Source organism: Agromyces sp. Y558, assembly GCF_059445415.1.
Genome location: NZ_JCAIUH010000001.1, coordinates 1,643,080 through 1,661,626, shown reverse-complemented (window position 1 = coordinate 1,661,626; position 18,547 = coordinate 1,643,080). Strand labels below are relative to the sequence as shown.

Genomic DNA, 18,547 nt, shown 5'->3' with positions numbered 1-18,547 from the left:
GGCTCAGGCTCCCGCCTCGAGCACGAGGGAGCGCAGACCACCCGCGAGCGGCTGCGGCAGCACGAGCGGGCCATCGCCCGGCGTGATCGTGCCGAGGATGCGCGGTGCGCGCGCACCGGTGCCGCCCGGCACGGTCGCCGCGACGCCGTGCAGCGTGCACCAGCCGATGAGTGCGAAGGCGATCGCCTCTTTGCTGTCGGCCGGGGCGCCGAGTTCGTCGGCGAGCACGATCTCGACACCGGGCAGCGCTTCGCGGAGCCCTCCGAGAATCAGCGGATTGCGACATCCGCCGCCCGAGACGGCGAGGAAGCCGATGCCGGCCGACCGCACGTCGCGGGCGACCGTGCGCACGGTCAGCTCGGTGAGGGTGCGGATGAGGTCGGGGACCTCGAGCGAACGGCCGATCCGCGCCTCCGCGGCGCGCACGTAGGCGAGGTGGAAGTGCTCCTTGCCCGTGCTCTTCGGCGCGGAAAGCGCGTAGTACGGGTCGTCGAGGAGCAGCGCGAGCAGCTCCTCGTCGACGGAGCCGCTCGCCGCGATACGCCCGTCTTCGTCGTAGCCGAGGGCATTGAGCGAGCTGTCGACGACGACCGCGTCGACGAGGGCGTTGGCCGGACCGATGTCGTAGGCGACGAGGGAGTCGCCGCCGATGACCGTCATGTTCGAGATGCCACCGAGGTTGAGCGCGGCCGAGACGCCCGCGTGATCGCGCAGCAGCAGCTCGTCGAGGAACGACACGAGCGGTGCACCATGCCCGCCGGCGACGATGTCCCTGATGCGCAGGTCGGAGACGACCGGCACGCCGAGGAGCTCCGCGATCCACGCGGGCTGGCCGATCTGCAGTGTGCCGAGTGCGTGGGCACCGTCGACCCAGTGATACACGGTCTGGCCGTGCGACGTGACGGCGTCGACGCCACCCACCGCGTCGCGAGCGACGAGTGCGGCATCGGCGAACGCTTGGCCGATGAGGGTGTCGAGCTCGCCGATCTCGGCGAGCGTCGTCGGAGCCGGCGGCAATGCCGAGATGAGCCGCTCGCGCAGCTCGGGCGCATACGGGGTGCTCGCCTCGTGCAGTACCCGCCCCGAGAGAGCGCCTTCACGCTCGGTGAACTCGACGACGGCGACGTCGATGCCGTCGTGCGAAGTGCCCGAGATCATGCCGAGAACGCGCATCATGCACCTTCCATCGCGGGTCGGAGCCTGCCATCGGCAGCGGCGAGGCGCGCCGCCGCATCGCTCGGCGACAGGCCGAGGGCGAGGATGAGCACCGAGGACTTCACGTCGTAGCCGGTCTCGACCAGGGTCGCCACCGCGCGCTCGCGCGGCACCTCGGCGATCTCGGCCACCATACGCACCGCGCGGTCGCGCAGCTTGTGGTTCGTGGGCTTCAAGTCGACCATGAAGCTGCCATAGGTCTTGCCCTGACGCACCATCACGATCGTCGAGAACATGTTGAGCACGAGCTTCTGCGCCGTGCCGGCCTTCAGCCGCGTCGAACCGGTCAGCACCTCGGGGCCGACGGCCACCTCGATCGGGAATTCGGCGACGGCGCTCAGCTGGGTGTCGAGGTTGCACGACAGCCCGACGGTGAGGGCGCCGAGCGCACGCGCACGCTCGATGGCCGCGATGACGTACGGGGTGCGACCGCTCGAGGCGATGCCGACGACCGTGTCGAGCGGCCCGATGCGAGCCTCGTCGATTGCGGCGGCTCCGGCCGGCGCATCGTCTTCGGCCCCTTCGGTGGGCGTCACGATCGCCGATGCCCCGCCTGCCATGATCGCGAAGACGAGCTCGGGCGGCGTGCTGAACGTGGGCGGGCATTCCGAGGCGTCGACCACGGCGATACGGCCCGGAGTACCGGCGCCGACGTAGACGAGACGCCCGCCACGCGACATCCGCTCGCTTGCTGCCTCGATCGCCGGAACGATCTGCGGCAGCGCACGGCCCACCGCGCCCGGAACCGTCGCGTCGGCCTCGTTCATGGCGCCCGCGATCTCCGCGACGGTCATGCGGTCGAGCTCCGCGTAACGCGGGTTGCTCGCCTCTGTGGCGAGGGTCGCCAGGTCATCGCCTTGCGTACTCATTTCTTTCCTCTGTTTCTGGGGTCGAGAGCGTCGCGCAGTCCGTCACCGAGCAGGTTCAGGCCGACGACGAGAAGGACGATGACGACGCCGGGCGCGAACATCGTCCACGGCGCGATGCCGATGAGGGTTCGTGCCTCGAAGATCATGGAGCCGAGCGACGGGGCCGGCGGCGGCGTGCCGAGGCCGAGGAAGCTGAGCGACGCCTCGGTCAGCACCGCCCATGAGAGCGAGAGTGTGACCTGCACGATGATGATCGAGGTGATGTTCGGCAGCACGTGGCGGAACATCACCATCGCCCGGCTCTGGCCGGTGCTCGTGGCCGCCTTGACGTACTCGATCTCGCGGAGCGACAGCACTGGGCCGCGCGTCACGCGGATGAAGATCGGCACATACACGATCGCGATGGCCACGGCGATCGTGAACCAGTTGCGGTCGAAGACCGAGGCGAGCGAGAGGGCGAGGAGCAGCGGCGGGAACGCGAACAGCACGTTCGTGAACCCCGAGATGACGCCGTCGGAGACGCCGCGGTAGAAGCCGGCGACGACGCCGCAGAGTGTGCCGACGACCGTCGCGAACGCCACGGCGACGAGCGAGATGAGTGCCGAGTTGGCGACGCCCGCTGCCACCCGCGAGAAGACGTCGCGGCCGAACTGGTCGGTACCGAACCAGTGCGCGGCCGACGGCGGCTGCAGGCGCGACGGCGGGTCCTGCGCGATCGGGTCGTACGGCAACAGCCCGAAGGCCGAGAGCAGGCTGAGCACGCCGAGGATGATGACGAGGATGAGACCGATGAGGCCGCTCCTGCTGCGGAGCAGGAGCCGAACCCGCTCCATCGTGCGCCCGCCGCCGGGAGCAAGGGTCGCCGATTGCGTGATGTCGGTCATGATGCACGCACCCTGGGGTCGATCATTCGATAGAGCAGGTCGGTCGCGAGGTTCACGAGCACGAAGGCGAGTGCGATGACGAGCACCGTGCTCTGCACGAGCGCGTACTCCTTCTGCTGGATGCCGAGCAGCACCTGGCGGCCGATGCCCGGCAGGGAGAAGATCTGCTCGACGACGACCGCGCCGCCGAGCAGGTAGCCGAACTGCAGGCCCGTCATCGTGACGATGGGCACGAGTGCGTTGCCGAGCACGTGCTTGGCCTGCAGCCGTCGCAGCGGAACGCCCTTCGCCTTGGCGGTGCGGATGAAGTCGTTCGAGCGGATCTCGAGCACCGCGGTGCGCGTCGTGCGCATGATCGGCGCTGCGATGCCGAAGCCGAGCACGATCGACGGCAGCAGCATCTGCTGCAGGTTCAGCCACGGGTTGTCGAAGAAGTAGGCGTAGCCCTGACCGTTCGGATTGAACCCGAACGTGGAGGCGAGCCACGCGAGGAGCGTCGTCGCGAGCAGGAACGCGGGGATCGACAGGCCGGCGAGGCCGACGACCTGCCCGAACGCGTCGCGCGGTGAGTCGGGCTTCGACGCCGAGAGCATGCCGAGCGGGATGCCGAGCGCGAGCGCCAGCACGATCGAGAAGATCGCCAGCTCGATCGTGACGGGCAGCGACTGGGCTGTCAGCTCGAGCACGCTCTGCTGCGCGCGGGCCGAGAAGCCGAGATTGCCGGTGAAGATGTTGCCGAGCCAGCTGAAGAACTGCACGAAGAGCGGCTGGTCGAGCCCGTAGTACGCCTCGAGCGCCTGCTGCTGCGCCGGGGTGAGCGCCGCGGCCTCGGTGCCGAGACCGGCCGTGATCTGGTTGCCGGGGATCGCCCGCAGCATGATGAAGACGAACACGGCGACACCGAGCAGCGTCGCCAGTGCGGCGAGGACGCGCCGGAGTACCGGGTTCCTGATGAGTCGTCGAAGCATGGTCTTCCGGGTTGAGCGAGGGTGAGCCGAGTTGAGCCGAACGGCGCGGCGCATGTGTGGTTGCCGCGCCGTTCGGGGCCTAGTTGACCGTCGTGGTTCGGAGGTACTGCAGCGAACCGTTGGCCATGGGAGTGAAGCCCGCCACCTCGGATGCCGCGGCGGTGTAGGTGTAGCTCGTGAAGAGCCAGATCCACGCCGCGTTGTCTTCGAGGTTCTCCGAGACCTGAGCGTAGATCTCCTTGCGCTCATCCGCGTCGGCGCTCTGCCTGCCCTCGGCGAAGAGCGCGTCGAGTTCGGGCGAGCTGTAGCCGGCGACCTGGTTCAGGTTGCCCGTGCTGGTGAAGTACCGGCCGTACATGCCGTCGGGGTCGGGGCGTCCGCCGTTGAGGGCGACGGCTGCGTCGAAGTCGGCGGCGACCCAGCGGTCGACGTATGCGCCCGACTCGAGTACTTCGAGGTCGAGCGTGATGTTCGCCTCGGCGAGCTGGGACTTGAGGTTCTGCGCCTCGTTGACGCTCGTCGCGTACTCGCCCTGCGAGACGATCGTCTTGATCGTCACGCCGTCGGACTTGCCGGCCTTGTCGAGGTAGTCGGCGGCCTTGTCGAGGTCGCGCTCAGGGCAGGGGCGAGCGTCGGGGTCGGAGCGATACGCCGGTGAGGTGATCGGACCGGTCACTTCGCCCTCGCCGAGAGCGGCGGTGTCGAGCACCTCCTGGCGGTCGACGGCGCACTGGATGGCCAGGCGCACGTTCACGTCGGCGAGGTCGCCGCGCCGGGTATTCAGCTGCAGTGCGTGGTAGCTCAGCTGCGGCGTCTTCTCGACTGTGACGGCGGAGCCCTCAGCGGTCTGGGCGACGAGCGGGTCGTCGAAGATCGCGAGCTGCACGTTGCCGGACTGCATGGCCGAGACGATGGAGGACTCGTCGGGGATGACTCGGAACTCGACGGTGTCGAGCTTGACGGCATCGCCCCAGTACGCGTCGTTCTTGGCGAGGGTCAGCGACTGGCTGGGCTTGCGGTCGTCGAGCACGAACGGCCCGGTGCCGTTCGGGGTGGTGTTGAGGTCGGCCTCGGTGTCGTCGGAGGAGAGCATCGCCATGTTGACGACAGCGAGGTTCGCCGGCAGGCCCGAGTCGGGCGCGGTCAGGCTGAGCACGACGGTGTTCTCGTCGGGTGCCTCGACGGCGGCGACCGACGCGAGCGAGCTGCGCGCGACGGCTGCCGTCGCTTCGTCTTGGATGGCGTCGAGCGAGGACTTCACGTCTTCGGAGCCGAAGGTCGAACCGTCGGCGAACGTGACGCCCTCACGCAAGTGGAAGGTCACGGTCAGGCCGTCTTCCGAGACCTCCCACGACTCGGCGAGACCCGGCACGACCTCGAGGTCGGCGTCGAACTCGGTGAGCGTGCCGTAGAGGTTCTGCAGCACGTTGACGGCCTGGAACTGGGTGGCCTTCCAGGGGAAGAGCGTGTCGGGGTCGCTCGTGACGCCGAGGACGAGCGAGCCGCCTGCGGCCCCTGCGTCGGACGGGGCGGGCTCGGACGACGAGCAGCCGGTGATCGTCAAGGCGACGGCTGCGGCCAGGCCGACCGCCGCGAGGGCGCCGCGCGTGGCGCGGTTGCCTTCGTTCATGGGGGAACTCCTCAGGGCTAGTGCTGCCTCGTCCGGTGGTACATCGCTGTGGTGCGCCGGCTCGAAGAGCATCGATGATCTCAGTAGGTCACGAAAGTACATCACATGGACTACCCATGTAACAAACTTTCTCCTAGTGTTGTCTGCACGCGCCCGTGGCGGGCAAGAGCGTTGTCGACGAGGAGAACCCATGCCTGCACAGGAGGCCCGCACCGCGGAGCCCGGCCAACGCGCTGTGCTCGTGCGCATCCGGGCGATCCTCCCCGAGCTGCGCCCGAGCGAACAGCGCATCGCGTCGCTGTTCGTCACCGAACCGAGCGTGATCGCCGAGCTCTCGATCGCCGAACTCGCCGCGCGCTGCGACACCTCGACCACCTCGGTCGTGCGCTTCTGCAAGCGCATGGGCTATGAACACCTCAAAGACCTGCGCATGGACGTGCTGCGCGACATCGCCCGCGAGACGTTCGAGACGGCCGCCCTGCCCGAGGTCTCCGGCGACATCGACCGCGACGACAGCCTCGACGACATCGTGGCGAAGGTGTCGATGGCCGAGACGCTCTCGATCGCCGACACGGCGAAAGTGCTCGACATCGCCGCCCTCCAGTCGGCCGTCGACACGGTCGGCGCCGCGCACCGCGTCGACATCTTCGGTGTCGGAGCGAGTTCCTTCGTCGGGCTCGACCTGCAGCAGAAGCTCACCCGCATCGGTCGAACCGCCCTCAACTGGTCCGACCCGCACGCCGCGTGGACTTCGGCGGCGACGCTGCGCGCCGGAGCCGTCGCCATCGCCGTCTCGCACAGCGGAAGCACCGTGGACACCATCGCGTTCCTTGCGATCGCGCGAGCAGCGGGGGCGACGACGATCGCGCTCACCAATCACGGCAGCTCCCCCCTCGCTGAGCACGCCGACATCGTGTTGACCACGGCCGCGCGTGAGACCGGCTTCCGCTCAGGCGCGCTCGGCAGCCGCATCGCGCAGCTCATGGTCGTCGACTGCGTCTTCATCGGCGTCGCGCAGGCCAGCTACGACGAGTCGATGGATGCGATCCGCAACACCTATGCCGCCGTCCACCATCTCCGCGCGCGCGCCTGACATCTCCGCGCGCGCCTGACCGCCCGACCAGCCTCCACAGGAAGCCGCAACGCATGACCTCGCCCGCAACCGCCCAGCGTTCCGCCGTCGGCCCAGGCGACGAACGACTCGCCGCCGAGCTCGGCCGACTCCTCGGCACGACCGGGTCGGATGTCTCGGTCGCCGAGTTCGACCGCATCGTCGCGGGCGTCGACGCATCCCACGTGCTGCTGACCCCCGCTGCAGTGGTCACGGCCCGAAGCGTCGACCAAGTCGCGGCCGTGTTCGGGTTCGCGGCCGACGCGGGCCTCGGCGTCACCGTGCGATCGGGCGGTACGAGCCTCTCGGGGCAGGCGGCGAGCGAGGGGATCCTGCTCGACACACGCACCGCCTTCCGACGCATCCAGCCCGAGGCCGGTGGCGAGCGGGTGCGCGTGCAGCCGGGCGCGACCGTGCGCCAGGTGAACGCCCGACTCCTCCGGCACGGCCGCAAGCTCGGCCCCGACCCGGCCAGCGAGATCGCCGCGACCATCGGCGGCGTGATCGCCAACAACTCCAGCGGCATGGCGTGCGGCACGCACCACAACAGCTACCGCACGCTCGCATCGTTGACGTGGGTGCTGCCGAGCGGCACGGTCGTCGACACATCCGTGCCCGATGCCGACCGTCGACTCGCCGAAGCCGAGCCCGAACTGCACGCCGGCCTCGCCCGGCTCCGCGATCTGGTGCGGGGACGCGCCGATCTGCGCGTTGAGATCGAGCGTCAGTATCGCGGCAAGAACACCATGGGGTACGGCCTCAACTCCTTCCTCGACTTCACCGAACCGGTCGAGATCCTCGCGCACCTCATGGTCGGCAGCGAAGGCACCCTCGGCTTCGTCGCCGAGGCCGTGTTCGACACCGTGCCGATCGCCTCGAGCATCGCCACCGCCCTCCTGGTCTTCCCGACCCTCGAGGCGGCCACCGGCATCCTGCCCGTGCTCGTCGAGACCGGCGCCGCGACCCTCGAGCTCATGGACGCGGCGTCGCTCCGAGTCATCCAGGCCGACCCCGCGGCATCCGGCATCATCGACGACCTCGTGATCGACGGCCACGCCGCCCTCCTCGTCGAGTACCACGGCAGCGACGACGCCGACCTCGCCGAGCAGCTCGACCGGGCCGGTGTCGCGCTCGCTGCCGCAGGTGCGCCCTCGCTCGATGTGACGCGCGATGCGAAGGAACGCGCCCGGCTCTGGCACTTCCGCAAAGGCCTCTACGCCGCGATCGCGGGAGCCCGCCGGCCGGGCACCACCGCGTTGCTCGAAGACATCGCGGTGCCGGTCGAGCAACTGGCGGCGACCTGCGCCTCACTGCAAGAGCTGTTCGAGCGACACGGCTACGCCGACGCCGTGATCTTCGGGCACGCGAAAGACGGCAACATCCACTTCCTGCTCACCGAGGACTTCACCGCCGAGGGCTCGGTCGCGCGGCAGGCTCGCTTCACCGAGGAGCTCGTCGAGCTCGTGCTCGGCGCGGGCGGAACGCTGAAGGCCGAGCACGGCACGGGCCGCATCATGGCGCCCTTCGTCGAGCGGCAGTTCGGCGCCGAGCTCTACGCCGTCATGCGCGAGGTCAAGGCACTCTGCGACCCCGATGGCGTCTTGAACCCCGGCGTGCTGCTCACCGACTCGCCGACCGCCCACCTCGAGCACCTGAAGCTCACGCCCGAGGTCGAGGCCGAGGTCGACCGCTGCGTCGAATGCGGCTACTGCGAGCCGGTCTGCCCGAGCAAAGACGTCACGATCACCCCGCGCCAGCGCATTGCGGTGCGCCGGGCGCGAGCCGCGGCAAGGGCTGCGGGAGACACTGCGCTCGACGCACGCCTCGCCGCTGCCGAGGAGTACTCCTCGGTCGAGACCTGCGCCGCCGACGGAATGTGCCAGACGGCGTGCCCGGTGCTCATCAACACGGGCGATCTCGTGCGGCGACTGCGCGAGCAAGATGCGAACGCGCCGACCCGCACGATCGCGGCCGGACTCGCCGACAGCTGGGGCGTCGTGAGCCGAGGCGCATCGCTCGCCTTGACCGCGGCGAAGGCCGTTCCGCCGATCGCCACCGCGGCGAGCGCCGCCGGGCGCGCGGTGCTCGGCAGCGACGTCGTGCCGCAATGGACGAGCGACCTGCCGCGCGGCGGTCCGAAGCGGGCGCATGCCTCCTCCGCCTCCGGCGAGGTCGTGTTCTTCTCCGCCTGCGTCGGCTCGATGTTCGGCCCCGCGGAGGGCGGCATCGGCGCGGCATCCGCGTTCCGGCTGCTCTGCGAACGGGCCGGCGTCGAACTCATCACGCCCGCCGGCATCGACGGCCTGTGCTGCGGCACGCCCTGGAAGTCGAAGGGCCTCGCGGCCGGCTACCGCACGGCGATCGAGAAGACCGTGCGGGCGCTGCTCGCTGCTTCCGACGGCGGGCGATTGCCGATCGTCTGCGACAACTCCTCGTGCACCGAGGGGCTCGTGCACGCGCTCGAGAACGTCGGCGAGCTCGACGGCACCCCTGTCTCGCTCCGCATCGTCGACGCGGTCGACTTCGCCGCCGAGCACCTCCTCCCAGCGCTCGACGTCGGCGAGCAGCTCGACTCGCTCGCGCTGCATCCAACGTGCTCGAGCACCCGGCTCGGTTCGAACGACCACCTCCGCGAACTCGCGAGCGCCGTGGCCGTCGACGCGGTCGTGCCGGATGCCTGGGGCTGCTGCGCGTTCGCCGGCGACCGGGGCATGCTCCACCCCGAGCTCACGGCATCGGCCACTGCCGCTGAGGCGGCGGAGCTCGCCGAGCGCGACTTCGATGCACACGCCTCGTGCAACCGCACGTGCGAGATCGGCATGACGCGCGCGACGGGCGAGCCGTACGTGCACATTCTGGAGCTGCTCGAGCTCTCGACCCGCTGAGAACCGGAGCCGGTCACGCGCCGTCAAGCGCCGTCAAGCGCCGTCAAGCGCCGTCAACCCGGCTCGTGAGGATCGGCAAACACCTCCAGGCTCTCGAAGAGGCGCTCGCGTTGAGCTTCGATCAGTGCACGCGCAGGAGGACCGTCCGGATGCGATCGCCGCCGCGATCGGCCATCGGGCGGAGCGGCACGGGCTTCGCTGACGCGCTCGCCGTCGGCACCGGCGGCACCGGCGGCACCGGCTCGGTGACGCATCGAGGCGCACGTCAGCCCGTCCCATCACCACCAGCCGTGGCCGCGGCATCCGTCCCGCCAACCGCGATCGCCCGAGAACACGTCGTCGATCCGCCAGACTTCACCGTCGAGAGTGACGACGAAGGCGACGTCACGTGTGAAGTCCAGCGACGTCGGGCGGTCGAGTCCGTCGATGACGACCTCGAATGTGCCGCCCCGGTCGACCTTCAGCAGCCCTCCGGTGTCGGGCAGGGCGGGCGACCCCTCGGGCTCGCCTTCCGGCCAGTCTCCCTGCGAAAGGGCGTAGAGCCCGCACTTGCTTCCCTCTACGTCAACGAGGAGGGGGAATCCGGATGCCACGGCGCGAGGTGTCGGGCGCCAGAGGCTGAGCGAGACGACCTTGCCGTCCTCCGGGTTGTGCGGAACAGGTCCGGCTTCGGCGACGTAGAGCTTCGGCCCGACGAGGTCGAGTCCGGTGGGCACGATGTTCTCGAATTGCGTCAACTGCGTGACCCGGCCCGACAGAGCCGCGAACACCAGGCGGTTGTGATGGCCGTCGGTGACCAGGAACCCGCCCGGTACCGGCTCCATCGCGTACTGCACACCACCCGGGATGAAGGATGCCGTCGGGGGTGGATTCGCGATCGACCATGCGCCGATGTCCGCGACGAGGGTGTTACTGTCTGCGTCGTCGATGCGATAGATGCCGCTGACCGAGGTGCCACCCGCATCGGGTCCGACCAGCGTCACGAGCGCGTACGCGGTCTTTCCGAGGAACCCGACATCGATCACGCCGCCGATGGGATTGACCGCCGGCGGCAAACCGGTGGCGAAGGTCGATACGGTCCCGGTCTTCGTATCGATGCGGGCGATCTCGCCCGTCGCCCCCTCGGCCACGTAGAGGGCGCCGTCCGGCCCGATCGTGCTGCCGCTCGTGCCCTGCAACCCCGATGCGAGCAGCGTGGCCACCGGCTCGGACTCGTCGTCGTGTCCGCCGCTCGCGTTCGCGATCGACGGCATGAGGAGCGAAGGCAGCAATGCCACCGTCATGACTGCGCCGAGGAGCGCAGTCCGCTTGAGACCCATTTCTCTACCTCCCGTTACCTGCGAGAAGGCCGGCCACACCGCTGCTGCGGTCGTACCCCCAGGCGCTGCCCTACGTCGGTTCACGGAAGTCCTCGCTGCACCTCTGGGCAGCTCGTCGCCAAGCATGCTCCTGCATGAGGGAATCGTCAAGGAATCCTCATGTCTGCATGTCTTCGGAAACTGCTTCAGAGACGAAGTGCAGGTGAAGGACGCCGTCGCTGTGTCCGGTGCTTGTTCTTTGCTGATGCCGCCGCGGACTTCTCCCCCGGCTTCTCCTCCGACTCCTCCTCCACAGGCGGTCGTGAGTCGAAGTTATTCACAGGCTGATCGGCGGTTTCGCGTCGGTTTCGGGGCGGTTGGAATGTCGGTGGGTGCCGGCAGGATGGGGTCATGACCACCACCGCCGAAGCGTTCGAGCAGTTGCGATCCTCGCTGCTCGACGTCGCGGGGTTCGATGATGCTGCGCGGTGGTCCGATGACGAGTTGCTCGCCGTGACGGCCGCGATCGAAGCGGCCGGGCGGGTCCTCGACGCACACCGGGTGGCCTGCGCGGGTGAGATCGGGGAACGTTCCCGGGTCGAGCTCGGCAGTGAACGGTTGTCGACCCGCCGCGGGTGCCGCTCGCCCGGCGAGCTCCTCGAGCGAGTCAGCCAGGTCTCCGGCGCCGAAGCCCGGCGACGCATGACGCTCGGTGCTGCGACCCGGGCGCGCCAAGGGTTGACCGGCGACCCGATGCAGGCACGGTATCCCGAGGTCGCCGCGGCACTGACCGGCGGTGAGCTCGGGGCGGACGCCGCGGGCACCATCGTCCGCGAGCTCGATGCCACCCGGCGGGCCGCCGACCCCGCCGCCCTCCGTACCGCCGAACACGAACTCGTCGCAGCTGCGATCGCGTCGGGTGACGCGTACCCGGTGCGGTGCACGGCCGATGAGGTTCGGGTGCAAGCGCAGGCGTGGGCCGCGTTCCTCGATCAAGACGGCCCCGAACCCGACGACGAACGCGCGATGCGGCGCCGAGGGTTCCGCCTCGGACGGGCCCGCGACGGCCTCATCCCCGTCACCGGTGAACTCCTCCCCGAAATCGCAGCCGGGCTCCTCCGCCTCTTCGATGCGCACCTCGCACCCCGATCAGGTGGCGGGTTCATGACCGCCGAAGAACGCGCCGACATCACCCGTAACGGCGAGCAGCGGACCGCCGACCAGCAACGCCACGACGTCATCGCCGCGATCATCGCCACCGCCGCCCGCTCCAGTGCACACCCCACCATCGGCGGCACAGCACCCACGGTACTCGTCAGCGTCCGCGCCGCCGACCTGCAGACCGGCCGCGGCGTCGCCCACGCCGACGGCATCGAGATCCCCATCTCCCTCCGCGCCGCCCGACAACTCATCTGCACCGGCGGAACCCAGCAAGTCACCTTCGACGGACACGGCCGCATCATCCGGCTCGGCTCACCCGTGCGCTGCTTCACCCCCCACCAACGCCGAGCGATCACCCTCCGCGACGGCGGCTGCCTCATCCCCGGCTGCAACGTGCCCGCATCCTGGTGCGAGATCCACCACGTCATCCCCGACACCGACGGCGGACCCACCCACCCCGACAACGGCGTCCTCCTCTGCTGGTTCCACCACCACACAATCGACACCTCCGACTGGGGCATCCGCATGATCAACGGGACACCACAAATCCGCCCGCCCACATGGCTCGACCCCAACGGCCGATGGCGCAACACCACGAAATCCCCAACACGACTCGCCGACCAACTCGAACGAAGACCCCCCGCAGTCGCATGACCACACCCTGCGTACGGAGGGGCCACACCGGCACCGTCGAGCCAATCGACGACGATCGGTGAACTCTCCCGTCATGCCGCACCGGCTCGAGGAAGATCCGCCGCGGTCGCGTGACGGCGCTGGCACGCGGGCTGTCGAGGCGGTCGACGCGATCAACGATCACTCTCGTCATGCCGCACCGGCTCGAGGAAGATCCGCCGCGATTGCGTAACGGCACCGGCACGCTCCGTCACGCCAGTCGACGATATCCGTGATCACGCTCGTCATGCCCGCACCGGTCGGTGCCGGTCGACGAGATTGGTGATCATTTGTCGTGCCGAGGCGTGCCGGCGTCGCGGCCACAGCGTCACAGGCTCAGCGACGCACCGGGGCATACGTCGACGACGTCCGCGGCGGGCATACACCAGCGGGCGTACGGCGGATGCCTCCCCCAGGCGGATGCCGATGCGATCCCGCGCGGCGATGCTGGTGCGAGCACTCATGACACGAGCGACCACCCGACACCCACGACACTCACGACAGGAGCGACGATGTCGACGACCACGGGCCGTTCAGCCGCACCAGCTGCACCGGCCGCACCGCTGCCCCCGAGCCGCTTCCGCCTGTCGCCACGCACGAGGAAGCTCGTGCTCGTCACCCACATCGCCGCCGCGGGATCGTGGCTCGGACTCGACCTCGTGCTCGGCATCCTGGTCTTCACCGCGTTCACCGCGGAGGCGCAGCCGGCGGCGGCCGCCGCCGCCGCGAGCATCGCCACGTTCGCGACCTGGCCGCTCATCACGATCGGGCTGCTCACCCTCGCAAGCGGCGCCGTGCTCGGCCTCGGCACGAAGTACGGCCTCGTGCGCTACTGGTGGGTGCTCGCGAAGCTCGCCCTGAACCTCGTGCTCGTCACCCTCGTGGTGCTGGTGCTCGCTCCCAGCACCGAGGAGCTCGCCGGCACGGCGTTCGACGCGCTCGCGTCCGGCGCCTCGCTCGAGGTGACCTCGACCATGGTGTTCCCGCCGCTCGTCTCGTCGACTGCCGTGATCGTGGCGATGACCCTCTCGGTGTTCAAGCCATGGGGCCGAGTGGGCGCCAGACGCCGCAGGCGAGCGGCCGCGACATCCGTCGACCGAGCAGTCACTGACGCACCGCCGGACCCGCTCCTTCGTCACCCGCGCGTGTAGCGCCGGCCCTGCGCAGTGCGCCGGCTCCCGGGCCCAGCCCGGAGCTGGCCGCGACCGGTACAGATGAGCTACCGATGAGCTACCGATGAGCTACCGATGAGCTACCGATGATGTTCCTCGGTGCGGGCGCACTCGCGCTGCTCGTCGTCGGCGGCGGCGTCCTGCTCCTCCGGCGGCGCGGTCGGCTGAGGTCAGAGCGCCCCGGTCGCCGCCGTCTCGCGCACGCGAGGCGTGCCGTCGAAGACGAGCAGGCGGTCGGCGAGCTTGTCGACGAAGAACCGGTCGTGACTGACGACCACGACTGCACCCGGGAAGTGCGTGAGCGCGCGCTCCATGACCTGCGTCGAAGTGATGTCGAGGTGGTTCGTGGGCTCGTCGAGCACGATCACGCCGGCCCCCGAGAGCAGGCACTGCGCGATCGCCACGCGGGCACGCTGACCGCCCGAGAGGGTGCCGATCTTCTGCTGCAGGTCGGCATCGGAGAACTGCAGCATCGCGAGGAACCGGTTCACGCTCTTCTTCGTCGCGGTGAACGCCAGCGACTCGGGGTAGGCGTTCACGGCATGACCGACCGTGTCCTCCAGGTCGAGCGACGCGTAGACCCGGTTGTACGAGACGAACCTGACACCCTTGGCCCAACGCACGGTACCGGCATCCGCTTCGGTCTCGCCCGTGAGCACGTCGAGCAGCGTCGACTTGCCCGAACCGTTCGACCCGAGCACCGCGACACGGTCGCCGCGCTGCAGGTCGAACGACAGGTTCTCGAAGAGCGGCGTGCCGTTGAATCCCTTCGTCAGCCCCGACACCGTGAGCAGGTCGTTGCTGACCCGCAAGCCGTCGTAGATGCCCGTGATGATCTGGTCGATGGGGCGCGGCGCCTGGCGCTTCTTGATGTCGGCGAGTCGGCGGGTGACCGCGTTGGATGGGTTCCGAGCTGCCTCGCGACGAGCAGTCGACGCTGCCTGCTCGTAGGCCAGCAGCTCCTCTTCGTGCGCGAACTGGCGCTCGAGCATCTTCAGGCGCGACTGCTTGGCGTGCACGTAGGCCGAGTAGTTGCCCTCGTACTCCTGCAGGCGGTAGTTCTCGATCTCGACGATGCGGGTGACGACCCCGTCGAGGAACTGCCGGTCGTGCGAGACGACGAGCACTGCGCCGGCGAAGCCGCCGAGCCACCCCTCGATCCAGCGCACCCCGTCGAGGTCGAGGAAGTTCGTCGGCTCGTCGAGCAGCAACACGTCGGGCGCCTGCACGAGGATCAGCGCGAGCGCGGCACGGTTGCGCCATCCGCCCGACAACCGCCCCACGGGAAGGTGCCGCCGCTCCTCGTCGAAGCCGAGGCTCGTGAGCACCGTGTCGATGGTGTTCTCGTAGGTCCAGCCGCCGATCGCGTCCATGCGTTCGAAGAGCTCGCCCTGCTCGGTGAGCAGGCGCGTCATCGCCGCGTCGTCCATCGGCTCGGCGAGCAGCATGCCGATCGCATCGAGGCGCGCCTGCGTCTCGTGCACCGCGGCGAAGTGGCCGCTCAACGTCTGCTGCACGGTCAGTTCGCCGTCGAGTTCGGAGAACTGCGAGAAGTACCCGATCGTGGTGCCGAGTGTGGCGTCGACGGTGCCGCCCGAAGGCTCGAGGCGCCCGAGCACGAGCTCGAGGAAGGTCGTCTTGCCCGTGCCGTTCTTGCCGATGAGGCCGACGCGATCGCCCTGCCGCAGCTTGAGGAACGCCTCCCGCAAGACAGGTCGCCCGTCGAACTCCATGCTCACGTCGTTCAGGCGGATCAGGCTCACTGGGGTCCTAGCGTCGGGATGGGGGATGAGGGCGAGACGGATGCTTCGAGCCCGCGCGTTCGAGATGGCACTGCCGCGCCGGGCGAGTCTACCTGTCGGCAATGCGGCCGGGGCCAGAGGCATCCGCTGACCGGTCGAGGTAACGCTCCACCCCGTCGAGGATGCGAGCGAGGCCGAAACCGGCGCCGTCGAAGCTCCCGTCGACGAGCGCACCGCTCACGAGCGTCGCGTGCAAGGCGGGGAATCGCTCTGCCGTGACGAGTTGGCCGAGCAGCCGCGCCTCGGCCTGCAAGACCTGCCCAGGTGGCTCGCCGGCCTCCTCCGCGCGCTGCTCGTACCCGCGCTCGACGGCGGCACGGAACCGCGCATGCCCCGTGACTTCGAGCACGACGGCGATGCGCTCCTGCCCGGTCAACCCCGTGCCGTCGAGCGCGGTCAGCCCGGCGTCGAACCAGGCGAGGTTGTTCGGAGTGCTTACGATGCCCTGGATCGCGATGTCCAGCATCCAGGGGTGGCTCCGGTAGACCGCGACGGATGCCGCTGCGTGCGCCTCGAGCCCGGCCCGCCACCCCGTCGTGCGAGCCACGGAGTCGGGCGGCGACCCCATGGCCCGCTCCTGCAGGAGCAGCACGAGTGTGTCTTTCGAACCGACGTACCGGTAGAGCGACATCGCGGTCAGGCCGAGCGCCGAGGCCACCGAGGGCATGGTCACCGCATCGATGCCGTCAGCGTCGGCGATCGCGAGTGCGGTGCCGAGCACCTGGTCGAGGGTGAACTCGCGCTTCGGACCGCGCTGGGCCGACGGCACCCTGCCCCAGGCGAGGGCCAGCTCGGCCGGAAGGTCGGAGACCACCGAGTCGTCAACCACGGCACCCTCCTCAACTCGGCCCGTTCCAGCTTAGGCGCGGCGCCGGGGCCGGTCTCGCCCCGGCTCCGGCGTCACTCAGGCCGCAGACCAGCCACCGTCGGAGGCGAGGATCACGCCGTTGATGTTCGCGGCGGCATCGCTGGCGAGCCACGCGACGGTGCCGGCGATCTGCTCGGCGGTGGCCGGCGGCGACATTGTCGCCTGCATGATCGGGCCGACCCGACCGGGGCCGTACTCGGACTTCAGCGACATGTCGAGTCCCGTCACGACCGCGCCCGGCGCCACGGCGTTGGTGCGGATTCCCTGCGGCCCGTACATGACGGCGCAGCTCTTGGTGAGCCCGGCGACGGCATGCTTCGAGGCCGTGTACGCGGCGCCGCCGACTGAGCCGCGGAGCGCGGCCTCGGAGGCGATGTTCACGATCGCGCCCGAGCCGCGCTGGCGCATCAGGGGGATGGCAGCGCGGGTCGTGCGCAGCACCGCGGTGACGTTGATGTCGAAGATCCGCTGCCAGGTGGCGTCGTCGACCTCATCGGCCGGCACGACGCCGTCCATGACGCCGGCGACGTTGGCGAGCACGTCGATCCTGCCCGCTGCGGCTTCGACGAGCTCTCGCACGGTCGTCTCCTGCGTGATATCGCCGGTGACGATGCGCACGTCGTACTCGCTCAGCTCGGCGGCGAGATCGCGCAGGCGGTCGGCGGCGACATCGGTCGCGACGACCGTCGCGCCTTCACGCGCGAGGATCTGCGCCGTGGCCCAGCCGATGCCGGAGCCGGCTCCGGTCACGATGGCGGTTCGGTCGGTGAAGCGGGCAGTGCTGTGGTCGGTCATGGTGTCCTCGAGGTCGATGGGCTTTTCTCGTACCGTCATAAACAGTATATGTAAGTACGTGTTTCTTCAACCGCCCTCGGGCCCGAGTCCAGCGTCGTCATCGCGCCCGTCGGCTACTGCTCGCCACTCGCGCGCAGGGTTCCAGGTGCGCCCGCGGGATGCATCCGCCGAACGGCACCGGGCGTCGCGCCGTGGCGACGCTTGAACGCTCGACTGAATGCGGCCTCCGAGGAGTAGCCGACCCGACTTGAGATCGATGCGATCGGATCGGTCGTGCGGGTGAGTTCCGAATGCGCCTGCTGCAGTCGCCAATCGGCGAGATAGCGCATCGGTGGTTCTCCGACGAGGGCCGTGAACCGCTCGGCGAAGGCCGAGCGCGACATGTTGGCCTGCCGCGCGAGTTCCACGAGGGTCCAGTCGTGATCCGGTCGGGCGTGCATGCGACCGAGGGCACGCCCGACCTGCGGATCGCGAAGGGCTGCGAGCCAGCCGCTCGCCGTCGTCTCGGTGTTGCGCAACCACCAGCGCAGCACCTGGATGACGAGCACGTCTGCCAGCCTCGTCATCACGGCCTCCCCGCCCGGCTGGATGTCCTCCGCCTCACGCGCGAGCATTCGCAGGACGGCCTGGAACGAGCCCGACTCGGTGTCATCCCAGGCGTCGACGCGAATGAGACCCGGCAACTCCTCGATCAGGCGGGCGGTGAGCGGGGCGTCGACCTGCATCGCGGCGTAGGCGATCTGAGTGCGATCACCGCCACCACCGAACCGCATGTGCTCGTACGTCTCGCTGACCTGCTCCACCGGGATGTCGAACAGCGGTGTGCTCGAGGCATCCGCTGCACTCAGGATTCGGTGAGGCACTGCCCTGGTGATGAGCGCCGCACTTCCGGCCTCGAGCGCGTGCCGCTCACCCTCGATCTCGAGGATGCACCGCCCGGCGAGCACGACCGGAAGCATCATGTGCCCATCGAGTGCAGGAAACTCCACACCCCATGGTGCGGAGAGTTCGGCGCGGCAGTAGAGCGCGCCGGTGAACCGAAGGAGATGGAGTCCGTCGCCGAGCTGATCGCCTGCGCCGGGATTACGGGGATTGACCATGCGTCCACACTGGCATGCCGAACAGCCAGAAATCCCAGTTCATGGACGATCAGCATAGAAGTACGAACTTCCGGCGATTGTACGTCCGCGTCGCTGGGGCGACAGTGGACGACAAGA

General features: G+C 69.3%; 14 protein-coding genes. 4 read left to right on the top strand and 10 right to left on the bottom strand.

Features of this window, described 5'->3' with window-relative positions:
* Nucleotides 1–3: 3 nt before the first annotated feature.
* The 5 genes from AC1C2T_RS07740 to AC1C2T_RS07720 all read right to left on the bottom strand — a co-directional run bounded on the left by AC1C2T_RS07740 (nt 4) and on the right by AC1C2T_RS07720 (nt 5,566).
* Complete coding sequence (locus tag AC1C2T_RS07740) at nt 4–1,176, bottom strand: anhydro-N-acetylmuramic acid kinase (RefSeq protein WP_495384844.1); 1,173 nt, start codon at nt 1,174–1,176, stop codon at nt 4–6.
* A complete protein-coding gene (gene murQ, locus AC1C2T_RS07735; RefSeq protein WP_495362001.1) occupies nt 1,173–2,084 on the bottom strand; it encodes an N-acetylmuramic acid 6-phosphate etherase in 912 nt (303 codons plus the stop codon). The genes AC1C2T_RS07740 and murQ overlap by 4 nt, the downstream gene beginning before the upstream one ends.
* On the bottom strand, nt 2,081–2,968 hold the full coding sequence (locus tag AC1C2T_RS07730) for an ABC transporter permease (RefSeq protein WP_495362000.1): 888 nt from the start codon (nt 2,966–2,968) through the stop codon (nt 2,081–2,083). Before AC1C2T_RS07730 ends, murQ begins: the two co-directional genes overlap by 4 nt.
* The gene (locus AC1C2T_RS07725) at nt 2,965–3,936 is read right to left on the bottom strand and encodes an ABC transporter permease (RefSeq protein WP_495384843.1); all 972 of its coding nucleotides are present in this window, start codon (nt 3,934–3,936) and stop codon (nt 2,965–2,967) included. The genes AC1C2T_RS07730 and AC1C2T_RS07725 overlap by 4 nt, the downstream gene beginning before the upstream one ends.
* A gap of 79 nt (nt 3,937–4,015) precedes the next feature.
* Entirely contained in the window at nt 4,016–5,566 is a 1,551-nt protein-coding gene (locus AC1C2T_RS07720; RefSeq protein WP_495361998.1) for an ABC transporter substrate-binding protein, read from the bottom strand.
* A 190-nt stretch (nt 5,567–5,756) separates the two neighbouring features.
* Here AC1C2T_RS07720 and AC1C2T_RS07715 point away from each other — a divergent pair, with 190 nt between their 5' ends.
* Entirely contained in the window at nt 5,757–6,659 is a 903-nt protein-coding gene (locus tag AC1C2T_RS07715; protein WP_495361997.1) for a MurR/RpiR family transcriptional regulator, read from the top strand.
* 53 nt (nt 6,660–6,712) lie between these two features.
* Nucleotides 6,713–9,562: an FAD-binding and (Fe-S)-binding domain-containing protein gene (locus AC1C2T_RS07710; protein ID WP_495384842.1), complete on the top strand. Its 2,850-nt coding sequence runs from the start codon at nt 6,713–6,715 to the stop codon at nt 9,560–9,562.
* Nucleotides 9,563–9,840: 278 nt separating this feature from the next.
* Here AC1C2T_RS07710 and AC1C2T_RS07705 read toward each other — a convergent pair whose 3' ends face one another.
* Nucleotides 9,841–10,881 (bottom strand): ScyD/ScyE family protein, encoded by a 1,041-nt coding sequence (locus tag AC1C2T_RS07705; protein WP_495384841.1) that lies wholly within the window; start codon nt 10,879–10,881, stop codon nt 9,841–9,843.
* 390 nt (nt 10,882–11,271) lie between these two features.
* Between AC1C2T_RS07705 and AC1C2T_RS07700 the strand changes: the two genes are divergently transcribed.
* Together AC1C2T_RS07700 and AC1C2T_RS07695 are read left to right on the top strand one after the other, a co-directional pair.
* On the top strand, nt 11,272–12,675 hold the full coding sequence (locus AC1C2T_RS07700) for an HNH endonuclease signature motif containing protein (RefSeq protein ID WP_495384840.1): 1,404 nt from the start codon (nt 11,272–11,274) through the stop codon (nt 12,673–12,675).
* A gap of 530 nt (nt 12,676–13,205) precedes the next feature.
* The gene (locus AC1C2T_RS07695) at nt 13,206–13,844 is read left to right on the top strand and encodes a hypothetical protein (RefSeq protein ID WP_495384839.1); all 639 of its coding nucleotides are present in this window, start codon (nt 13,206–13,208) and stop codon (nt 13,842–13,844) included.
* Between the two features lie 191 nt (nt 13,845–14,035).
* Here AC1C2T_RS07695 and AC1C2T_RS07690 read toward each other — a convergent pair whose 3' ends face one another.
* From AC1C2T_RS07690 to AC1C2T_RS07675, 4 genes are all read right to left on the bottom strand, one after another.
* Nucleotides 14,036–15,628: an ABC-F family ATP-binding cassette domain-containing protein gene (locus tag AC1C2T_RS07690; protein ID WP_495360853.1), complete on the bottom strand. Its 1,593-nt coding sequence runs from the start codon at nt 15,626–15,628 to the stop codon at nt 14,036–14,038.
* 88 nt (nt 15,629–15,716) lie between these two features.
* The gene (locus AC1C2T_RS07685; protein ID WP_495384838.1) at nt 15,717–16,496 is read right to left on the bottom strand and encodes a TetR/AcrR family transcriptional regulator; all 780 of its coding nucleotides are present in this window, start codon (nt 16,494–16,496) and stop codon (nt 15,717–15,719) included.
* Nucleotides 16,497–16,571: 75 nt separating this feature from the next.
* Complete coding sequence (locus AC1C2T_RS07680; RefSeq protein WP_495384837.1) at nt 16,572–17,369, bottom strand: SDR family NAD(P)-dependent oxidoreductase; 798 nt, start codon at nt 17,367–17,369, stop codon at nt 16,572–16,574.
* A 74-nt stretch (nt 17,370–17,443) separates the two neighbouring features.
* Complete coding sequence (locus AC1C2T_RS07675) at nt 17,444–18,430, bottom strand: AraC family transcriptional regulator (RefSeq protein ID WP_495384836.1); 987 nt, start codon at nt 18,428–18,430, stop codon at nt 17,444–17,446.
* Between the last annotated feature and the right edge of the window lie 117 nt (nt 18,431–18,547).

Excerpts from the sequence above, each read along its gene's own strand:
- AC1C2T_RS07740 (WP_495384844.1), bottom strand. The coding sequence starts at position 1,176 with ATGATGCGCGTTCTCGGCATGATCTCGGGCACTTCGCACGACGGCATC.
- murQ (WP_495362001.1), bottom strand. The coding sequence starts at position 2,084 with ATGAGTACGCAAGGCGATGACCTGGCGACCCTCGCCACAGAGGCGAGC.
- AC1C2T_RS07730 (WP_495362000.1), bottom strand. The coding sequence starts at position 2,968 with ATGACCGACATCACGCAATCGGCGACCCTTGCTCCCGGCGGCGGGCGC.
- AC1C2T_RS07725 (WP_495384843.1), bottom strand. The coding sequence starts at position 3,936 with ATGCTTCGACGACTCATCAGGAACCCGGTACTCCGGCGCGTCCTCGCC.
- AC1C2T_RS07720 (WP_495361998.1), bottom strand. The coding sequence starts at position 5,566 with ATGAACGAAGGCAACCGCGCCACGCGCGGCGCCCTCGCGGCGGTCGGC.
- AC1C2T_RS07715 (WP_495361997.1), top strand. The coding sequence starts at position 5,757 with ATGCCTGCACAGGAGGCCCGCACCGCGGAGCCCGGCCAACGCGCTGTG.
- AC1C2T_RS07710 (WP_495384842.1), top strand. The coding sequence starts at position 6,713 with ATGACCTCGCCCGCAACCGCCCAGCGTTCCGCCGTCGGCCCAGGCGAC.
- AC1C2T_RS07705 (WP_495384841.1), bottom strand. The coding sequence starts at position 10,881 with ATGGGTCTCAAGCGGACTGCGCTCCTCGGCGCAGTCATGACGGTGGCA.
- AC1C2T_RS07700 (WP_495384840.1), top strand. The coding sequence starts at position 11,272 with ATGACCACCACCGCCGAAGCGTTCGAGCAGTTGCGATCCTCGCTGCTC.
- AC1C2T_RS07695 (WP_495384839.1), top strand. The coding sequence starts at position 13,206 with ATGTCGACGACCACGGGCCGTTCAGCCGCACCAGCTGCACCGGCCGCA.
- AC1C2T_RS07680 (WP_495384837.1), bottom strand. The coding sequence starts at position 17,369 with ATGACGGTACGAGAAAAGCCCATCGACCTCGAGGACACCATGACCGAC.
- AC1C2T_RS07675 (WP_495384836.1), bottom strand. The coding sequence starts at position 18,430 with ATGGTCAATCCCCGTAATCCCGGCGCAGGCGATCAGCTCGGCGACGGA.